This is a genomic window from Nocardia sp. NPDC059764 (assembly GCF_042732555.1).
Taxonomy (GTDB): domain Bacteria; phylum Actinomycetota; class Actinomycetes; order Mycobacteriales; family Mycobacteriaceae; genus Nocardia.
Window position 1 is genome coordinate 1 of sequence record NZ_JBHWHH010000142.1, and the last position, 18,560, is coordinate 18,560.

Here is an 18,560-nt window from a genome sequence, read left to right on the forward strand (position 1 = left end):
GCACGGACGCGCGACCGGGGTCGTGCACCTTGCCGTCGCGATCGTGTTGTTTCCGCGCGCCTTTGCCACGCCTTTCGGCCCGCGAGAGCTGGCGCTCCACGGGAGCCTCGACAGGGATGTCGGGCGAAGCGGTCACAGCAGGCAACGCAGGCGACGCGGGAATTGCAGGTGACGCAGCGTTTTCGGGCAGCGAGAAGTGCTCGGGCACAAGTCCTCCTAGAAATATGCGTGACCGACTAACCGGATCGGATGCCGGTCGGAATCGGGAAAGCCACGGGCGGTCGAGACGACAGATCGCCGGGCGTCAGACGCGAATCGCGCTCAGGAGAACAGGAACAGCCACATGCCGAGCACTCTAACCACAGGCCCGCATCCGCCGCATCCCATTTAATTCCGCGTGTCCCGCAGGGCGAGGACGGCGGCGGTGATGCCCTTCCGGTCGTAGCTGCTGACCGGCATGGTCGCGCCGTGGGCGTGACGGACCGTGCCCCGGGAGTCGACGAGCACGGTGCCCGACTGCCGCATGGAACCGAACATCCGGCGGGTCAGGCCGACCGACTCGTGCGGATCGCCGGTCGAACCGGTCAGGACGGCGAACGGTATGGCGTGCTTGGTCTTCCAGGCCAGAGCGGCGTCGCGATCCTCGGGCACGACGATCACGACCCGGATGTTCTCGTCGTCGAAGAAGTCGCGCCGCGCGATGAGATCACGGACGTGCCGGTTGCAGATCGGGCACGAGGTCGAGCGCATGAAATACAGCAGGGTGCCGCGCGCGTCGCGACTGTCCGACAGCCGCCAGGGCTGTCCGGCGGTGTCGATCAGATCCAGGTTCGGCGCGGGGTGTTCGGTGGTGAGCATGACGGAGCGTCCCTTCGCATGGGGTGGTACGAGATGGCCGGATGGCGTGCGATGACCGGTGGCGCGACCGGCCCGGCGGTCAGCGGAGGTCGTCGAGACCCAGGCGGACCGCGGCGCGGGCGCGGTGCAGCTGCGATTTCATTGCCGCGGTGCTCAATCCGAGCGCATCGGCGGTCGCGCGGCCGGGATAGCCCAGCACATCGCGCATGATCAGCACCCGGCGCTGCACCTCGGGCAGGGCCGTGATCGCCTCGGCCAGCTGGTCGGCGTCCAGCCGCCGCAGCACCTCGTCCTCGGCGGAGAGGACGACATCGCCGGCCTCGATCCGCGGCGCGTGGTCCAGGACTCGGCGCGCCCGGCGCAGGCACTCGTTGCGGACGATGCGGAACATCCACGACGCCAGCGCGGTGGTCGCGCGCAGCGTGCCGATCTTGCGGTACAGGATGATCAGCGCTTCCTGCGTGGCGTCCTCGGCATCGGTGTCGGAGGCGCACAGGTGCTGCGCGAACCTGCGCACATGCGGATGCGCGCCGTACACGACGGCGGCGATCGCCTCGCGGTCACCGTTCTGGGCCGCCGTCACCAGCTGCTCACCGGCCCAGCCGCGTTCCACGTCCTGCTCTCTCACTTGGATTCGTACAGTCACCACCATAAGAGCGTCCCCGGCCGGAAAAGGATTCGAATCCGGCCGGGAAAGTTCGCCCGTGGGTGTTTCCGAGCTGCGGGGTCTAGCTCAAAGCCTGCCGCACGAGTTCGGTGATGCGGGCCTCGGTGGCGGGCGTCATGCTCCGCAGCGCGTAGTTGACCGGCCACATCTCGCCGTCGTCCAGGTTGGCGGCATCGTTGAAGCCCAGGATGGCGTAGCGGTACTTGAACTTGGCGGCGGGCTGGAAGAAGAACACGATCTTGCCGTCGCGGGTGTAGGACGGCATGCCGTACCAGGTCTTCGCGCCGAGCTCGGGGGCGATGGACTTGACCAGGGCGTGCAGGCGTTCGGCGATCGCGCGGTCGGCGTCGTCCATCTCGGCGATCTTGGCCAGCACGTCCTGCTCGCCATCGGCCTTGGCGGAGCGGGAGTTACGGCGGCGGGCGGCGGTCTTCAGTTCCTCGGCATGGGCTTTCATGGCGGCGCGCTCGTCGGCGCTGAAACCGACGGTGGTCTTCTCGGTGGGGTTCTCGGTGGCCATGGCTGGATTCCTTTGCGGGAGTGGGGAGAAGCGGGAGTGGCGGAGGGTCAGTTGTCCTGGATGAGGCCCAGGACATTGCCGTCGAGGTCGGTCACGGTCGCGACCAGACGGCCACCGCCGACCTCGCGGGCGGCCTGCTGCACCGTGGCGCCCGCGGCGGTGAGCGCCGCGACCTTGGCCTCGATGTCCGCGACGTGCCAGTAGGAGACGGGGGATTCCGGGCTCTGCGGGCTGCCCGCCGGGACCAGGCCGATGTGCTGGTCTTCGGCCTCGAAGCCCACGTAGTAGGGGGAGTCGGTCTGCGGCTCGAGCCCCAGCAGAGCGGCGTACACGGTCTTGGCGGCGGCCAGGTCGGCGACGGGGTGCAGCACGGTCTTGATGCCCTGGGTGGTCATTGTTTCTCCTGGTGAGAGGGTGTTCGTTCGGTGTGCTTCCAGCTTCGCCGCCGGGGCCCCTCGGTCACATCCGTGGCGACCACGGAATCCACCACGGAGAAGCGACACCGAGCCCGCCCGTACCGCCGCGGCCGATCGGATGCGGCAGACTGGGTTCATGGCTGTGACGTTGGAAATCTCCACCCGCGAAGCCGAGGTGCTGGCCCTGGTGGGCGAGCACCTCAGCAATGCCGAGATCGGTGCGCGACTGTTCATCTCGGTGCGCACGGTGGAGAGCCACGTCTCCTCGCTGCTGCGCAAACTCGACGTGCCCGACCGCCGGGCCCTGGCCCAGCACGCGGCCGCCACCCGCACCGCGAGCCCGCAGGCCGCGCCCGTGCTGCCGAAACCGTTGACCTCGTTCATCGGCCGCACCCGTGAACGCGCCGAACTCGCCGAACTGCTCCGGACCCAGCGTCAGGTGACCGCGGTCGGACCAGGCGGCGTCGGCAAGACCCGGCTGGCCCTCGCCGTCGCCGCCGAGATGGCCGCCGATTTCGCCGACGGCGTGTGGTTCGTCGACCTGGTGCCGCTCGCCAGCCCCGACACCTGTGTGGTCGCGGGCACCGTCGCCATGGCCCTCGGCGTCGGCGAACAACCCGGCCGCCCCTTCGACCGCGCCGTGCTGGCCGCGCTCGCCGACCGCAATGCCCTTCTGGTCCTGGACAATTGCGAACACGTCCGCGACGGCGTGGCCCCCTTCATCGAAGAGCTGCTGGCCACCTGTCCCGGCATGCGCGTGCTGGCCACCAGCCGTGCCCGGCTGCTGGTGCCGTTCGAACACGCTTACACCGTGCCGCCCATGTCGCTTGCCGGAGAGGGCGATTCGGACGCCGTCGCCCTGTTCATGGACCGCGCGGCCGCCGGCGGCTGGCCGCCCAACCACGCGCTGCGCGACCAGGTGGCCGCGTTCTGCGGACGTCTCGACGGCGTGGCCCTGGCCATCGAACTGGCCGCCGCCCGCTGGACCTCCCTCGGATTGGACGGCCTCACCGCGGGTTTGGACGACCAGCTGCGCATGCTGTCGGGCGGGGCCCGCGCCGACGACCGGCACCGCTCGGTCCGCGCCGCCCTGGACTGGAGCCACGCCCTGCTCGAACCCGAGGACCGCACCCTGCTGCGCCGGATCTCGGTGTTCATGGCCGCCTTCCCCGTCGAGGCGGCCGCCGCGGCGGCGAACCTCGACAAGGGCGCGGTCGCGGCCGGATTGGCGCGGCTGGCCGAGCAGAGCCTGCTGGTCGTCACCGACACCCCGACCGGAACCCGATTCCGCGCCCTGGAGACCATCCGCCAGTACGGCCTCGAACAGCTCGACGCCGCCGGTGAGATCGACGACGCCCGCGCGGCCCACCTGCGCTGGTGCGCGGCGGAGGCCACCGAGCTGGTTTCCGTCCGCGACGGCTGGCGGCCCCGATTCGATATCGCCGCGGACGATTTCCGCGCCGCCCTCGGCTGGGCCTTCGAACGCCCGGATCAGCGGGCCGCCGCTTTCGCCCTGGCCCGTGGCTTCGGACACCTGTTGTTCGCCCGCCATCACACCGGCGAATCCCAATGGCGCCACGAACAAGCCGCCTACCTCGCCGCCGACCCCGCCGTCGCCGCCGACCTGCTCCGTCAGTCGGCCGCCGCGGCGGGCTGCGGCGGCAACGGCGACGACATGTACCGCCTGCACCGCTCGGCCTCCGAATTCGCCCAGCGCGCCGGTGATCCCGCCGCCGCGGCCATCGACCTGGCCACCGCGGCGGCCTCCGCCTACCGCTTCTGGGGCACGTTCGAACAACTCCCGGCGCGGCGCGACGTGGAAGCCCTCGTCGAGCGGGCCCGACTGCTGACCGACCCATCGCGGACCACGCACACCACCGCCGAAACCCCCGCAAGCACCGACCACGTCGATCAGGGCGGCGTCGCGGCTGCGCGGGACGCTCGGGCCGATGCTGTTCGCGCGGGGACCGCTGTGGGGGACGCGGCTGCGCGGGCGGCGATCGGGCTTGCCGAGGCCGTTGTCTTCGCCAATCCCTTCGGCGCGCCGCAGGGGAGTGCGGCTGTCGCTGCGGCGGAACAGGTCTCGCGGGCGGAGCACGCGGTCGAGTTCGCACATGCCACCGGTGACGTCTTCGTCGAGTCCGCCGCCCTCGACGCCCTCGCCGCCGCACAGAGTCGCGCCGGGGATGCGCGGGCCGCCGCGAGCACCGCCCGTCGGCGCGTCCGAGTGCTGTCCACCACGCCGGACAACCCGATCGGCACCCACGAGCTGGTCGACGCACTCGGCCAAGCCGCCGAATTCGGCCTCGGGGCAGGCGATCTCGCCGGGGCCCGCCGCTGGGGACGGCAACTGGCCGAGCACCCGATGCTCGCCGAGGTCGGCCACACGGCCACCAGCCGCCTCCTGGTGGCCGACGCCCTCGCGGGCAATGTCGACGACGTCCTCACCCACGGCGCCCGCTTCCTCGAAGCCTGGCACCGCGAGGACCGCCCCGCCCGCTCCGCCCTCGGCGCGGCCGTCGCCGGGGTCCGAATGATCCACGGCCTGCGCGACGACTTCGACGCCGAACGCGAATGGACCACCGTCCTCCAGCAACTCGGCACCCCCGCCGCCGACGCCGACGGCTACCAAGCCGTCTTCGACGCCCTCCTGATGCTCCACCACGGCCAGCCCGAAGACGCCCTCGAACGCACCGAACTCACCGTGGCCGAGGCGACCACCCGCGTCCCGGGCGCCTGGCTCCCCTGGTACCTGGCCCTGCACGCCGAGGCCGCGGTACTGACCGGAAACAGCGACGCGTCAGAGCAATTCGACCAGGCCCGCCTCACCGCCGCCGGAAACCCGATCGCCGCGGCCATCATCGACCGGGCCGAGGCGCTGCTGACCAAGGATCGGGACCGATTGCTGTCCACCGCAGCCACTTTCGACGCCGCGGGCTGCGTCTACCAGGCGGCCCGCACCCGGGTGCTGGCCGGTGGCGCGGATGCCACCGACGGCACGGCGATGCTGACCACCCTGGGGGTTTCCCCGATGACCGCGCTGGTGCACCTGTAGCGGGTCCGCCTCGCTATTGTGCGGCTATGACCTTGTTGTTGCTGGCGTTGGCGATCGCGTGTGAGGTGACGGCGACGGTGTCGCTGAAGATCTCCGAAGGGTTCAGCAAACTGGTGCCGTCGATCATCGTGGTGATCGGGTACGGGGCGGCGTTCTACTTCTTGTCGCAGGCGTTGAAGCGGGGGATGGCGATCGGGGTGGCGTACGGGATCTGGTCGGCGGTGGGGGTGGTGGCGGTGGCGACCATCGGGGCGTTGTTCTTGGACGAGCGGATCACCGCGGTGCAGATCGGGGGGATCGTCTTGGTGATCGCGGGGGTGCTGGCGTTGGAACTCGGTGGGGCGCACTGAGATTCGGATCGGACTTCAGTCCTGGACTCGGACCTCGTAGCCCGCGTCGGCGAGGGTGGTGAGGACCTCGTCGCGGTGGGCGGGGCCGCGGGTTTCCAGGGTGAGGAGGACCTCGACCTCGTCGATGCCGAGCCAGGCTCCGGTGCGGGAGTGGGCGACGTCGAGGACGCTCGCGCCGGTGCGGCTCAGCTCGGACAGGAGGCGGGACAGGCTGCCGGGGCGGTCGGAGATGGTGATGCGGGCCGCCAGGTAGCGGCCGGCGGCGCTGAGGCCGTGGCCGATGACGCGGGTCAGCAGCAGAGGGTCGATATTGCCGCCGGAGAGGATGGCGCAGACCGGGCCGTCCAGGGCGAGTTCCTCTGCGCTGCAGGACATCAGGGCGGCGACACCGGCCGCGCCCGCGGGCTCGACGATCAGCTTGGCCCGTTCCATGCACAGCAGCAGCGCCCTGGACAGGGCGTCCTCGTCGACGGTGACGATGGTGGGCGCGGCCTCGAGGACGTACTCGAAGGGGACCTCGCCGGGCAGGCCCACCGCGATGCCGTCGGCCATGGTGGACATCTGTTCCAGGGCAATCGGTTTCCCGGCGGCCAGGGAGGCGGGCCAGGCGGCCGCCTCGGCGGCCTGGACCCCGATCACCCGGACCTGCGGGCGCAGCCGTCGCAGGGCCGCCGCGACTCCCGCGAGCAGGCCGCCACCACCCGTGGGGACCAGCACGGTGCCGACATCCGGAAGCTGCTCGAGGATTTCGAGCCCCACCGTCGCCTGCCCGGCCACGATGTCGAGATGATCGAACGGGTGCACCAGCGTCGCCCCGGTGCGATCGGCGAATTCCTTTGCCGCGAACAGGCATTGATCGACGGTGTCGCCCACCTGGTACACGGTCGCACCGTAGGCCCGGGTGGCCACCAGCTTCGGCAGGGCCGCGCCGACCGGCATGAACACCGTGGAGTCCAGACCCAGCGAGGTCGCCGCCCAGGCCACCCCCTGCGCGTGATTGCCCGCGCTGGCCGCCACCACGCCGCGCTCCCGCTCGGCGGGCGACAGATTCGCGATCCGGTTGTAGGCGCCGCGCGGCTTGAACGAGCCGGTGCGCTGCAGGTTCTCGCACTTCAGCCACACCGGGTGCCCGACCCGCTCCGCCAGCACCCGCGAACCGACCACGGGCGTCCGGCGGATCACCGGTTCGAGCAGGGTCGTCGCCGCCTCGATCCGCGCCATGAGCTCCATGCGCGCCATGTTGCCAGGAATTCACCTCACCCGCGGGGTGGCGCGGCGCGGCGGATAATGGCGAATCCCGCACTCCACGCCCGAGAAATGTGAAGCACGTGTGAACGGGCTGGTCGGAAAAGATATACGGATCACGCAATGGCCCGGAAACCGAAAAGCAATCCATGGGGAACGGCTGATTCCTACCTTGAGCACACTCATCGGCTTTCGGATCGGATGCAACCCCATGACCGACATCGTCACTCCCGCAGCGGCGGGTGCGGAATCAGCGGCACCGCCGCCCGCTCCAGACTACGACCTCAGGCTCACCAATGACGATCTCGCCCCCCTGAAGAAACAGACCTGGGGCTCGTACCACATCTTCGCCTTCTGGATGTCGGATGTGCACAGCGTCGGCGGATACGTCACCGCCGGTAGCCTTTTCGCGCTCGGCCTGGCGGGTTGGCAGGTGCTGGTCGCCCTGCTCATCGGCATCACGATCGTATATTTCCTGTGCAATCTGGTGGCCGCGCCCAGCCAGCGCGCGGGCGTCCCGTACCCGGTCATGTGCCGCAGCGCCTTCGGCGTGAAGGGCGCGAACATCCCGGCCATCATCCGCGGCCTGATCGCGGTGGCCTGGTACGGGATTCAGACCTACCTGGCCTCGGCCGCGCTGATCGTGGTGGCGGTCAAGCTCTTCCCGAGCCTGGCTCCCTACGCCAAGTCCGGCGACTACGGCTTCCTCGGGCTGTCGCTGCTCGGCTGGGGCGCCTACCTGGTGCTGTGGATCGTGCAGGCCGCCGTGTTCTGGCAGGGCATGGAGTCCATCCGCAAGTTCATCGACTTCTGCGGTCCCGCCGTCTATGTCGTCATGTTCTTCCTGTGCGGCTACCTGATCTACAAGGCCGGCTGGGGCGCCATCGACCTGCAGCTGGGCGCGGTGAAGTACCACGGCTGGGACGCGCTGCCGGTGCTGCTGGGCGCGATCGCGCTGGTGGTGTCCTACTTCTGCGGGCCCATGCTGAACTTCGGCGACTTCTCCCGCTACAGCAAGTCCATGGAGGCGGTGAAGCGCGGCAACCTGCTCGGGCTGCCGGTCAACTTCCTGGCCTTCTCGCTGCTGGTGGTGATCACCGCGTCGCTGACCATCCCGGTGTACGGCGAGCTCATCACCGATCCCGTCGAGACCGTCTCGCGCATCGACTCCACCTTCGCGATCGTGCTCGGCGCGCTCACCTTCACCATCGCCACGGTCGGCATCAATATCGTCGCCAACTTCATCTCGCCCGCCTTCGACTTCTCGCACGTGAGCCCGCAGAAGATCTCGTGGCGGATGGGCGGCATGATCGCGGCGGTCGGGTCGGTGCTGATCACGCCGTGGAACCTGTACAACAACCCGGACGTCATCCACTACACCCTGGAAGTGCTGGGCGCGTTCATCGGACCGCTGTTCGGCGTGCTCATCGCCGACTACTACCTGGTGCGCAAGAAGACCATCGTGGTCGACGAGCTGTTCACCATGGCCGAGACCGGGAAGTACTGGTACCGCAACGGATTCAACCCGGTCGCGGTGATCGCGACCGTGGTGGGCGCGCTCGCGGCGGTGTTCCCGGTGCTGGCGAAGGACGTGTACGGCATGCACACCGCGGCCCAGTACAGCTGGTTCATCGGATGTGGGCTGGCGTTGGTCATCTACTACGGGCTGGCCACCCGCAGCAGGCTCATGGTTTCAGCTTGAGGGGATATCCCTGGCGGCGGTGCCGGACGTCGCCAGGGATTTGCTAATAGATTAATAGCGTCGGTCCAATTTTGTGGTGTGGCTTACATATTCGGCACGGAATTGAGTATTAAAGCGCACAATAGAAAAATATGCGTTTCCAAGTCGGAATTAAGTAGGTTGGTCTCATGCAGCTCTCCCGGTTCACCGATCTCGGCCTACGGTCGCTCATGCGACTGGCGGTCAGTGGCGGTGCCGAGGAGCGGGTCACTGTCAAACTCATTGCGCGACAGGTCAATGCCTCCGAGAACTACGTTGCGAAGGCTGTGTCCCGGCTGGCCGAACTCGGCTATGTCGAGTCCCAGCGCGGGCGCACCGGCGGGATCTTCCTGACCGATGCCGGCCGAAAAACTACCATCGGCACTATTGTGCGACAGCTGGAATGTGATAACGAAGTCGTCGAATGCCTCGGTGACAATCCGTGTCCCATTGCGAATGCCTGTCGTTTGCGAGGAGCTCTCGCGAAGGCGCAGAACGCCTTCTATGTCGAGTTGGATCGGTACGTCCTGGCCGATCTGGTGGATCAGCGCACCGTGGAACTGCTGCATATGCCGGGCTTCCCGGCAGCCGCACTCACCGAAATCTAGGAGACCTCATGAGGCTCGCGCCGGATTCCTCCCTCAACATCGTCCCCGAACTGGAACCCGAGCACGCCGAGGTGATTCGCGCGACGCTGCCGCTGGTGGCGGCGAACATCGATCAGATCACCCCGCTGTTCTACCGCAAGATGTTCACCGCGCATCCGGAACTGCTGCGGGATCGCTTCAATCGCGGCAATCAGCACGACGGCGCTCAGCAGAAGGCCCTCGCCGCCTCCATCGCCACCTTCGCCACCCACCTCGTCGACCCGAGCCTGCCGCATCCACGTGAACTGCTGGCCCGCATCGGCCACAAGCACGCCTCTCTCGGCGTCACCGAACCCGAATACCGCATCGTGCACGAGCATCTGTTCGCCGCCATCGTCGAGGTGCTGGGCGCGGACGTGGTGACCGCGGAGATCGCCGCGGCCTGGGATCGGGTGTACTGGCTGATGGCAACGACACTGATCGATTTCGAGCGGGAGCTCTACGACGCGGCGGGGATCGAACCCGGGGACGTGTTCCGTGCGACCCGGGTGGTGCGGCGGGTCGATGACCCGTCGGGCGTGGCCACCTTCGTGGTGGAATCCACCGACCCGGCTCGTCCGTTGCCGGGATTCCTTCCAGGACAGTACATCTCGGTCGGCGTCACGCTGTCCGACGGGGCTCGTCAGCTGCGCCAGTACAGCCTGGTCAATCGGGGTGGAGACGGTCGGCTCGCGTTCACGGTGCGCAAGGTGCTCGCCGCGCAGGACGCGCCCGCCGGCGAGGTGTCGAACTGGTTGCACGACAGTCTCGGGGTCGGCGACGCCCTCGAGATCACGCTGCCCTTCGGTGATCTCACCATCGACACCGAGGCGACCGCGCCGGTGGTGTTGATCTCCGCGGGCATCGGTGTCACCCCGATGGCCGGTATCCTGGAATACCTGGCGGCCGAAACTCCTGCGCGCCGAACCGTCATCCTGCACGCCGACCGCTCCACCACTGCGCACCCGTTGCGCGAAACGGTCGCCGATCTGGCCACTCGTCTGGCCGATGTGTACTCCCGTGCCTGGTACGAGGCCGACGGCCACGGCCTGATGGATCTGTCTCAGGTCGAGTTCCCGGAGGACGCGGATTACTACCTGTGCGGTGGCACCGGCTTCTTGCAGAACATCCGCGCCCAGCTCATGTCCGCCGGAATCCCTTCGGACCGAGTCCATTTCGAGCTCTTCGCACCCAATGACTGGCTGATGGACGCGGAGCCGCAGCCCGCACTGGCCTGAGGGCCGGTCAGCCGCGGGCCGCGACGACCTTCAGGACACCGCCGAGCCAGGGGGTGTAGCGGGCGGGCTCGTTCGCCACATCCTCGGCCAGGGTGTCCAGCCGGATCCACGCGGTATCGGCCACCTCGTCCGGATTCGGGTGCGGGACGGTCTCGTCCAGCCGCCCGATCACGACGTGGTCGTATTCGAATTCGACGCGGCCGGTGTTCGGGTCGGTGGCCTGGTAGGTGAACGCGCCCACCTCGGACAGTTCCGCGGTGACGCCGAGCTCCTCGTGCAGCCGCTTGGCCGCCGCCTCCAGCACCGGCTGCCCGGGCTCGGGATGCCCGCAGCAGGTATTGGTCCACAGCAGCGGGAAGCGGGTCTTCACCGCGGCCCGCTGCTGCAACAGCACCCGCCCACCGGCGTCGAACAGCAGCACCGAGAACGCTCGGTGCAGCTGTCCGGGCGCGGTGTGCGCCGCTGCCACCGACAATGATCCGCGCGCGTGGCCCTGCTCGTCGACGAGTTCGACGAGCAGGGTCTCACGGTCGGCCACCGGGGTGGCGTCGGAATCCGCCACCGGGGTGGTGCCGGATGCGTCAAGGGTGCCGGTCACCTGCCCACCTTATCGGCGACGATCATCAGGTACTGGAAGCTGCCCTCCTTGTACGAGGTCAGGAAGGGTTTCTCGACTCCGGTCGCGAGCTCGGAGTGGGTGCGCAGCTCCCAGTACGGGATGGTGTCCGGGGTGAGGTCCCGGACCGCGACCGGCACCAGGTTGTTGGCCGCCAGCGCCTTGAAGTACTGGCTGCGCGGGTGGATGTTGCAGCCGTAGTGGGCGTCGATCCAGCTCACCGAGGAGGAGCGGGCGCCGAACACGTCATTGGAGCAGCCGGTGATGCAGACGTAGCGCCCGCCCGGCTCGAGCAGCCGGGAGAACTCGGCGAACAGCTCGAACAGGTCCACGTACATGGTGGTCTCATTGGTCCAGATGCCGCGCTTGGAGCCGGTCTCGAACCCGGTGTCGAGCATGTTCTTGAAGTGGAACTGCACCTTGTCCGAGACGCCGCGCTCGCGGGCCTGGTCGTTGGCGAAGCCCACCTGGTACTCGGAGATGGTGACGCCGTCCATCCGGCAGCCGAAGCGCTGGTTGGCCATGAAGCTGGTGCCGCCGCGGCCGGATCCGCCGTCCATCAGCGCGTCGCCGGGGCGGACGTCGCCGAGCTGGTCGAGCAGTAAGTCGGCCTGGGCCGTCTCGAGCCGGTGCAGCTCCTTGACCAGACGTTCCTGGCGGGTCTCCTCCGGACCCTCGAGGACCGACAGGTCGGGTGCGCCGATGCCGTAGTGGTGGTGATAGAGCCCGTCCACCTCGCCGAGTTTGGTGTTGACCCGGTCGTCGTTGGGGTTGTTGTTCCAGTACGACGCGACCGATTTCTGGTACTCGGTCTTCAGGACGGCGTCGGTCTGGGGGTGGAGCGCGGTCATGGCAGGTCATCCTCTCGAATGGGTGATATGACGCTGGAAGTACTGCGCGAACGAACACACCGGTGCGGGACGGGAACACCGTATCGCGTGAAATGCGAAGCGGCTCAGGGGTTGTCGTTGTAGCGGCGACTGTCCGCGTGCCAGGCCCGGTTGCCGCCCATCCAGGACCACAACCCGGTCAGGAAGCGGCGCAGCTCCGGAGATCCGGTGGCGGCGAGCGCGCCCGCCTCGGCCTCGAAGCGGTGCACCAGTTCGTCGTGGACCTCGGCGGTGCGTCGCACGGCCTCGCGGCGCGAGCAGTTCTCCTCGGCGGCCAGCACGGTCGGGAGGTTGAATTCCCGTCCGCCCGACAGGTCCTCGCGGGCCATCGAGTAGAGGTCGTTGACCATCTGGCTGGCCAGCGCGGCGGTGGTGACCACCCGCCGCACCCGCGGATCGGAGTACTCCGCGGCGGGCAGCTCGTACCCGCCGACCGCGTCCAGCGGGGCCATGCAGGGCAGGAAGCTGTGCGGTTGCCGGTTCAGTAGGTATTCCCACACCGGCGGCATCCGGCCGGCCGCCCGCCAGCCCGCCTCGGCGCCGAGCGCGATGAACCAGCCCGCGATCTCGGTGCGCAACCGGGCCACCTGGGCCGGGGTCGCGAACCGCGACAGGTGCTCGAAGGAGGTGCGGAAGGCGCGCAGAATCGGATCGGCGCGCATCGCCTCCTCCACCTTGACCTGGTAGCGGGGTGGCAGGTGCACCGGATCCATGGCGGCGGCGGCCAATTCGAGCCGGGGCCCCAGCTCGGCCTCCGCGCTGGACTTGCTGCCGTCCGGCGCGATGTCGCTGGCGTCCTCCTCGCAGTAGTAGTCGTCGACCGACCACTCCGAGACCGCGCATTTGGCGACGGCCAGCAATCGGTCCGCATCGTCGCAGTCCGGATGCGCGAGCATGATCAGCCGGCCGAAGTCGGCCTTGCGGAGATCGTCGAGCCGGCCCTCGTAGAGCCCGATCTCCTCGGCCCACGCGATGATTCCGACGTTCACCGCCTCCGCGAGCGCGGGGTTGTCCCGCACCGGCGGCGGACAGTAGAGCGTGGGGATCATCGACCCGCGCGGCTGGCCCCGATGGGTGGAGGCCGTCCCGATACCGGTCGGTCCGTGCGAGAACCGGCGGGGCTCGAGCGAATTCGGCACGGCACCGGAGACCGGGGTGACCGGTGCGGCGGGCGGAGCGGCCGGGGGAGCGGGAATCCGCCCGGAACCCAGGGACCGGGGGATAGGACCCCACGGCCGGGCCGGGGAGATCGGCGGCCACGGCGTCGGCACCGCGCCGCCGGCAGGCGACGGCGGACGCGATGCCTGTCCCGCGAGCTCCGTGATCACCTGGGGGGTGGGTAGGTTCACGCGGAGACTCGGGGCCCCGAGGCCTGAGGGGCCGAGCAGCCGTCGGGGGGAGAGCTCCTCGGGCGCGCCGAGGCCGGGATCGGCGAGGCCGAGGGATCGATCACCCTGGGCCGCCGCGGCTTCGGCGGCGGCGAACAGGGTCTCGGGTGCGGTGGTGTCGAGATTGGTCAGCAGAGCGGCGACGGCCGCCGCCACCTCATGGGTGGCAGGCGGGGCCGCGGCGCGGGAGAGCACCGACATGGGTGGACACCTCGCTCAGTCGGACTGACGGGCGACCAGCACATTGTCGAGAATGCCGAGCGCGTCGGGGACCAGGACGGCGGCCGAGTAGTAGCAGCTGACCAGGTAGGAGATGATCGACTGATCGTCGATGCCCTTGAATCGCACGTTCAGGCTGGGCTCGTACTCGTCCGGAATGCCGGTCTGGTGCAAGCCGATCACGCCCTGATCCTTCTCGCCGGTCCGCATGGCGAGGATGGACGTGGTCTGGGTGTCGGAGACCGGGATCTTGCCGCACGGGAAGATCGGCACGCCGCGCCAGGCCGGCACGCGATGGCCGTCGACCTCCACCGGGTCCGGATACAGTCCGCGCTTGGAACATTCGCGGCCGAACGCGGCGATCGCCTTGGGGTGGGCCAGGAACAGCTTGGTGCTGCGGCGCATGGACAGCAGGTCGTCCATGTCGTCCGGGGTGGGCGCACCGGATTCGGTGTAGATGCGCTGCTTGAGGTCACAGTTGTTGAGCAGACCGAAGTCCGGGTTGTTGACCAGGTCGTATTCGCGGCGCTCGTAGAGGGCCTCGATGGTCAGGCGCAGCTGCTGTTCGATCTGATCCATCGGATCGTTGAACAGGTCGGCGACGCGGGTGTGCACGCGCAGCACCGACTGGCCCAGGCTCAGCTCGTACTGGCGGGGCTGGTCGTCGTAGTCGACGTAGGTGCCCTCGAGCAGCGGCTCCCCGGAGTGGCCGGAGGAGATGAGGATCTCGGCCTCGCCGTACTTGTTCTGCGGCAGCGCGGGCGCGGTGGCCACGGCGGAAAGGTGTTCCGCCAGTGCCGGAATGTTCTCGGTGAGCTGCTCCACGGTGGAGCGGGCCAGCACCAGCATGGTGGTCGGGGTGACCGTCTTGATGGTGACCGGCCAGATGGCGTCACCGCTGGTGAGGGTCTCGTCGCCGAAGAAGTCGCCGCCGCCGAGCATGCCGAGCTTGGTGGTCTCGCCGTACTCGCCGGCGCCGATCTTGGAGAGCTTGCCGTGCACGATGAGCAGCACCTGGTCCATGGGGTTGCCGAATTCGGCGACCACGGTGCCGGCGGGCAGATCCCGCTGTTCGAAGCGCCCGGCCACGGCGGCCAGCGCCTCTTCGTCGTCGAAGCCGCGCAGCTGCGGCAGCTCCTGCAGTTCGAGCGGAATGACCCGGGCGTGCGGGCCGTTGATGATGTACTCCACCTCGCCGTTGCCGACGGTGTGGGTGAGGCGGCGGTTGACCCGGTAGACGCCGCCCTTCACCTGGGTCCACGGCAGGGAGCGGGTCAGCCAGCGGGAGCTGATGCCCTGCATCTGCGGTTCGGATTTGGTGGTGTGGGCCAGCCGGCTGGCCGCGGCGGTGCTGAGGGACTTGCGTTGGCCGTTAGTGAGCTCGATGGGCAATTCGATGGTCATGCTGCGGTCCTCACCTAGAAGGGCCACCGCGGTCATAGAGCGGTGGAGTCCACGGCAGAGCAGCAGGCCGGGAAAAGGCCTGCATAAATTAGACAAGTGAGTGAATTGACAAGCGCGACACTGTGTTCCAGCGATACCGATGGTAGAGGTCGCTTGGGTGCGGCGGACTGAAAAGGCAAAACATGATGCCTGGAATGTTGCTGTATCCCGTAAACCCCGAACGCCCGGTTTGGTTAGCCACGAATAGCTCGCATGGTGCTGGTCACAGCGTCAGCGCAGTAGGCTGGGGGTATGGCAAGCTCATCGGGACGCGTCGGGGCGGGTGACGCTGGTCAAGGCCAGGAAATGTCTGGGAGAGAAGCCGTGAAATTCAATACGAGGTCCGTCGTGGGTCCGATCGAGCGACTGGTCGCGACCGCGCAGAACGGGCTGGAGGTGATCCGGTTCGGGGGGCTGGTTCACGAGATCGAATCGTCACCGTACGAAGTGGTGGAGCGGAAGCGGATGTACCGCCTGCGGCACTACTTCCCCGATGACACCGGGGCCGAGCGCCCCGTGGTGGTGCTGGTGCCGCCCATCATGGTGACCGCCGAGATCTGGGACGTGAATGCCGCCGATGGGGCGGTCGGCATTCTGCACCAGGGCGGAATCGACTGCTGGGTAGTCGATTTCGGCTCGCCCGCCACCGAGGAGGGCGGCTGGGACCGCGACCTCGCCGACCACGTGCTGGCGGTCTCGAACGCCATCGACACGGTCACCGAGATCACCGGGCGCGCCGTCCATCTCATGGGCTACTCGCAGGGCGGCATGTTCGCGTATCAGACCGCGGCCTATCGCTACGGCAAGGGCATCGAGTCCATCGTGACCTTCGGCAGCCCGGTCGACGCCGTGGCCGGCATGCCGTTCGGCCTGCCGCACGGGCTGGCCGCCGACGCCGCGGACTTCCTCACCGACCACGTGCTGAACCGGCTGCCCATCACCGATTCCATGGTGCGCCTGGGCTTCCAGGCCCTGGACCCGGTCAAGACGGTGCGCTCCCGGCTGGACTTCCTGCGCCAGCTGCACAACCGTGAGGCGCTGCTGCCCAAGGAACGCCAGCGCCGCTTCCTCGAGGTCGACGGCTGGCTCGGTTATCCCGGCCCGGCGCTCACCGACCTGCTGCAGCAGTTCGTCAAGCACAATCGAATGATGCTGGGCGGCTTCGTGATCCGCGACCAGCTCATCTCGCTGGCCGAGATCAAGTGCCCGATCCTGGCCTTCGTCGGCGAGGTCGACGACATCGGCCAGCCCGCCGCCGTGCGCGGCATCGTGCGCGCCGCCCCGAACGCCGAGGTGTACGAGACCAGCATCGTGGCCGGGCATTTCGGACTGGTGTCGGGATCCACCGCCACCAAGCAGACCTGGCCCGTGGTCCGCGACTGGGTCAACCACGTCAGCGGCCGCGGCGACCTGCCCGAGCAGGTCGAGCGAATGAGCTCCGAGGTGGTCCGCGGCGGCCCGCGCACCGGGCTGACCCGGGTGGTGCACGCCCTGGGCACCCTGGCCGAGGCCGGGACCAGCGTCGGCAAGACCATCGAGGGCGTGGCCGGACAGACCCTGCGCGGCACCGTCGAGCTGACCAGCGAGGCCGCCCGGGCGCTGCCCCGGCTGACCCGGCTGGGCATGATCCAGCCGCACACCCGGATCTCGCTGGGCCGCCTGCTCGCCGAGCAGGCGCGTCGCGCGCCCGGCCGGGACCTGTTCCTGTTCGACGACCGCGTGCACACCCAGGAAGCGGTCAACCAGCGCATCGACAATGTGGTGCGCGGGCTGATCTCGGTCGGGGTGCGTCCGGCGACCCGGGTCGGCGTGGTCATGGAGACCCGGCCCAGCGCGCTGGCCGCCATCGCCGCGCTCTCGCGCCTGGGCGCGGTCGCGGTGCTGCTGGCGCCGGGCAGCGAACTGTCCAAGATCGCCGAGCTGACCGGGACCAAGCTGATCGTCGCCGATCCGGAGAACCTGGCCAGCGCCGCGGCCACCGGGCACCGGGTGCTGGTGCTGGGCGGCGGCGACGCCCGCGAACTGGACGTCCCGTTGGGTGCCGACGTGATCGACATGGAGCAGATCGACCCCGACAAGGTGGAGCTGCCCGCCTGGTACCGCCCGAACCCGGGCCTGGCCCGGGAACTGGCCTTCATCCTGGTCACCGGCACCGGCGACAAGTTCGACGTCAAGTACGTGACCAACCACCGCTGGGCGCTGTCGGCCTTCGGCACCGCCTCGGCCGCCGACCTGGGTCGGCACGACACCGTGTACTGCCTTGCGCCGCTGCATCATTCGTCCGGATTGCTGGTGAGTCTGGGCGGCGCGGTCGCCGGTGGCAGCCGCATCGCGCTGGCCCGCTCGCTCGAGCCCGCCCGGTTCGCGGAGGAGGTGCACCGCTACGGCGTCACCGTGGTCACCTACACCTGGACCATGCTGCGCGACATCCTCGACACCGACACCTTCGTCGCCGGGCATCCGCACCCGATCCGCCTGTTCATCGGCTCGGGCATGCCCGCGGGCCTGTGGCGGCGCACCGAGGAACGTTTCACCCCCGCCAAGGTGGTCGAGTTCTATGCCTCCATCGAGGGCGATGTGGTGCTGGCCAATGTGGCCGGCGCGAAGATCGGTTCCAAGGGCCGTCCGGTGCCGGGCACCGCGAAGGTGGAGCTCATCGCCTACGACCCGCTGACCGATGAGATCCTCACCGAGGACAGCGGTTTCGCCCGGCGCTGCGCCGACAACGAGGTGGGCCTGTTGATCGGCACGGTGACCGACACCGTCGACCTGTCCGCGGGCGGCCTGCGCGGGGTGTTCACCCCCGGCGACGCCTGGATGCCGACGGAGAACCTCTTCCGCCGCGACAGCGACGGCGACTACTGGCTGATGGACCGCCGTGACACGGTGATCCCGACGCCGCGCGGTCCGGTCTACACCCAGCCGATCGTGGACGTCCTCAACGACATCACCGCGGTCGACATGGAGGTGGCCTTCGCCATCCCGGCGCGTGACCGGGTGCTGGCCGTGGCCGCGGTGAGCGTCCGCCAGGGCTTCGGCCTGGCCCCCAAGGATGTCACCGAGGCGGTCCGGGCCCTGGCTCCCGAGCAGCGGCCCGACATCGTCTACGTGGTCGACGACATTCCGCGCAGCTCCACCTTCCGGCCTTCCACCCGCGCGGTGCAGGCCGCGGGCCGGGCCGAGCCCGACGACCGCACCTGGTGGTACAACCGCACCACCGACGCCTACGAGGTGCTCACCCCGGAAGTGGCGTCGCGTCTGTTCGCCTGATCGATTTCTGGAAGAAAGCGCCCCGGCATCCGTGCCGGG

16 protein-coding genes are annotated in these 18,560 nt (G+C 68.9%); 6 read left to right on the forward strand and 10 right to left on the reverse strand.

Going from position 1 to position 18,560, the window contains the following annotated elements; translation table 11 throughout:
• The 5 genes from ACFV4K_RS26275 to ACFV4K_RS26295 form a co-directional block, all read right to left on the reverse strand.
• The coding region (locus ACFV4K_RS26275) for a hypothetical protein (protein ID WP_379278465.1) at nucleotides 1–208 on the reverse strand (208 nt) is incomplete at its 3' end.
• A gap of 179 nt (nucleotides 209–387) precedes the next feature.
• Entirely contained in the window at nucleotides 388–858 is a 471-nt protein-coding gene (locus ACFV4K_RS26280) for a peroxiredoxin family protein (protein ID WP_379278467.1), read from the reverse strand.
• Nucleotides 859–937: 79 nt separating this feature from the next.
• On the reverse strand, nucleotides 938–1,486 hold the full coding sequence (locus ACFV4K_RS26285) for an RNA polymerase sigma factor (protein WP_379278469.1): 549 nt from the start codon (nucleotides 1,484–1,486) through the stop codon (nucleotides 938–940).
• A 100-nt stretch (nucleotides 1,487–1,586) separates the two neighbouring features.
• Nucleotides 1,587–2,045: an iron chaperone gene (locus ACFV4K_RS26290; protein ID WP_379278470.1), complete on the reverse strand. Its 459-nt coding sequence runs from the start codon at nucleotides 2,043–2,045 to the stop codon at nucleotides 1,587–1,589.
• 47 nt (nucleotides 2,046–2,092) lie between these two features.
• The gene (locus tag ACFV4K_RS26295; RefSeq protein ID WP_379278472.1) at nucleotides 2,093–2,440 is read right to left on the reverse strand and encodes a VOC family protein; all 348 of its coding nucleotides are present in this window, start codon (nucleotides 2,438–2,440) and stop codon (nucleotides 2,093–2,095) included.
• Between the two features lie 157 nt (nucleotides 2,441–2,597).
• Here ACFV4K_RS26295 and ACFV4K_RS26300 point away from each other — a divergent pair, with 157 nt between their 5' ends.
• Both ACFV4K_RS26300 and ACFV4K_RS26305 read left to right on the forward strand, forming a co-directional pair.
• Nucleotides 2,598–5,516 (forward strand): ATP-binding protein, encoded by a 2,919-nt coding sequence (locus tag ACFV4K_RS26300; protein ID WP_379278473.1) that lies wholly within the window; start codon nucleotides 2,598–2,600, stop codon nucleotides 5,514–5,516.
• Between the two features lie 26 nt (nucleotides 5,517–5,542).
• Nucleotides 5,543–5,866 carry a multidrug efflux SMR transporter gene (locus ACFV4K_RS26305; RefSeq protein ID WP_213554672.1) on the forward strand — a complete coding sequence of 108 codons (324 nt, stop codon included), beginning with the start codon at nucleotides 5,543–5,545 and terminating at the stop codon, nucleotides 5,864–5,866.
• A gap of 15 nt (nucleotides 5,867–5,881) precedes the next feature.
• On the opposite strand, the gene ilvA is transcribed toward ACFV4K_RS26305, so the two are convergent.
• Entirely contained in the window at nucleotides 5,882–7,105 is a 1,224-nt protein-coding gene (gene ilvA, locus ACFV4K_RS26310; RefSeq protein WP_379278475.1) for a threonine ammonia-lyase, read from the reverse strand.
• Between the two features lie 217 nt (nucleotides 7,106–7,322).
• Between ilvA and ACFV4K_RS26315 the strand changes: the two genes are divergently transcribed.
• The 3 genes from ACFV4K_RS26315 (at nucleotide 7,323) to ACFV4K_RS26325 (ending at nucleotide 10,695) form a co-directional block, all read left to right on the forward strand.
• Nucleotides 7,323–8,813, forward strand: coding sequence for an NCS1 family nucleobase:cation symporter-1 (locus ACFV4K_RS26315; protein WP_379278476.1), 1,491 nt, complete (start codon nucleotides 7,323–7,325; stop codon nucleotides 8,811–8,813).
• Between the two features lie 167 nt (nucleotides 8,814–8,980).
• A complete protein-coding gene (locus tag ACFV4K_RS26320) occupies nucleotides 8,981–9,439 on the forward strand; it encodes an RrF2 family transcriptional regulator (protein ID WP_379278478.1) in 459 nt (152 codons plus the stop codon).
• An 8-nt stretch (nucleotides 9,440–9,447) separates the two neighbouring features.
• A complete protein-coding gene (locus ACFV4K_RS26325; RefSeq protein WP_379278479.1) occupies nucleotides 9,448–10,695 on the forward strand; it encodes a globin domain-containing protein in 1,248 nt (415 codons plus the stop codon).
• 7 nt (nucleotides 10,696–10,702) lie between these two features.
• On the opposite strand, the gene idi is transcribed toward ACFV4K_RS26325, so the two are convergent.
• From idi to ACFV4K_RS26345, 4 genes are all read right to left on the reverse strand, one after another.
• Nucleotides 10,703–11,293 (reverse strand): isopentenyl-diphosphate Delta-isomerase, encoded by a 591-nt coding sequence (idi, locus tag ACFV4K_RS26330; protein ID WP_379278481.1) that lies wholly within the window; start codon nucleotides 11,291–11,293, stop codon nucleotides 10,703–10,705.
• Complete coding sequence (locus tag ACFV4K_RS26335) at nucleotides 11,290–12,162, reverse strand: geranyl diphosphate 2-C-methyltransferase (RefSeq protein WP_379278483.1); 873 nt, start codon at nucleotides 12,160–12,162, stop codon at nucleotides 11,290–11,292. The genes idi and ACFV4K_RS26335 overlap by 4 nt, the downstream gene beginning before the upstream one ends.
• 104 nt (nucleotides 12,163–12,266) lie before the next feature.
• Nucleotides 12,267–13,790 carry a family 2 encapsulin nanocompartment cargo protein terpene cyclase gene (locus ACFV4K_RS26340; protein ID WP_379278485.1) on the reverse strand — a complete coding sequence of 508 codons (1,524 nt, stop codon included), beginning with the start codon at nucleotides 13,788–13,790 and terminating at the stop codon, nucleotides 12,267–12,269.
• 15 nt (nucleotides 13,791–13,805) lie between these two features.
• The gene (locus ACFV4K_RS26345; protein WP_379278486.1) at nucleotides 13,806–15,212 is read right to left on the reverse strand and encodes a family 2B encapsulin nanocompartment shell protein; all 1,407 of its coding nucleotides are present in this window, start codon (nucleotides 15,210–15,212) and stop codon (nucleotides 13,806–13,808) included.
• Between the two features lie 345 nt (nucleotides 15,213–15,557).
• Between ACFV4K_RS26345 and ACFV4K_RS26350 the strand changes: the two genes are divergently transcribed.
• Nucleotides 15,558–18,521 carry an AMP-binding protein gene (locus ACFV4K_RS26350; RefSeq protein WP_379278488.1) on the forward strand — a complete coding sequence of 988 codons (2,964 nt, stop codon included), beginning with the start codon at nucleotides 15,558–15,560 and terminating at the stop codon, nucleotides 18,519–18,521.
• The last annotated feature ends 39 nt before the right edge of the window (nucleotides 18,522–18,560 follow it).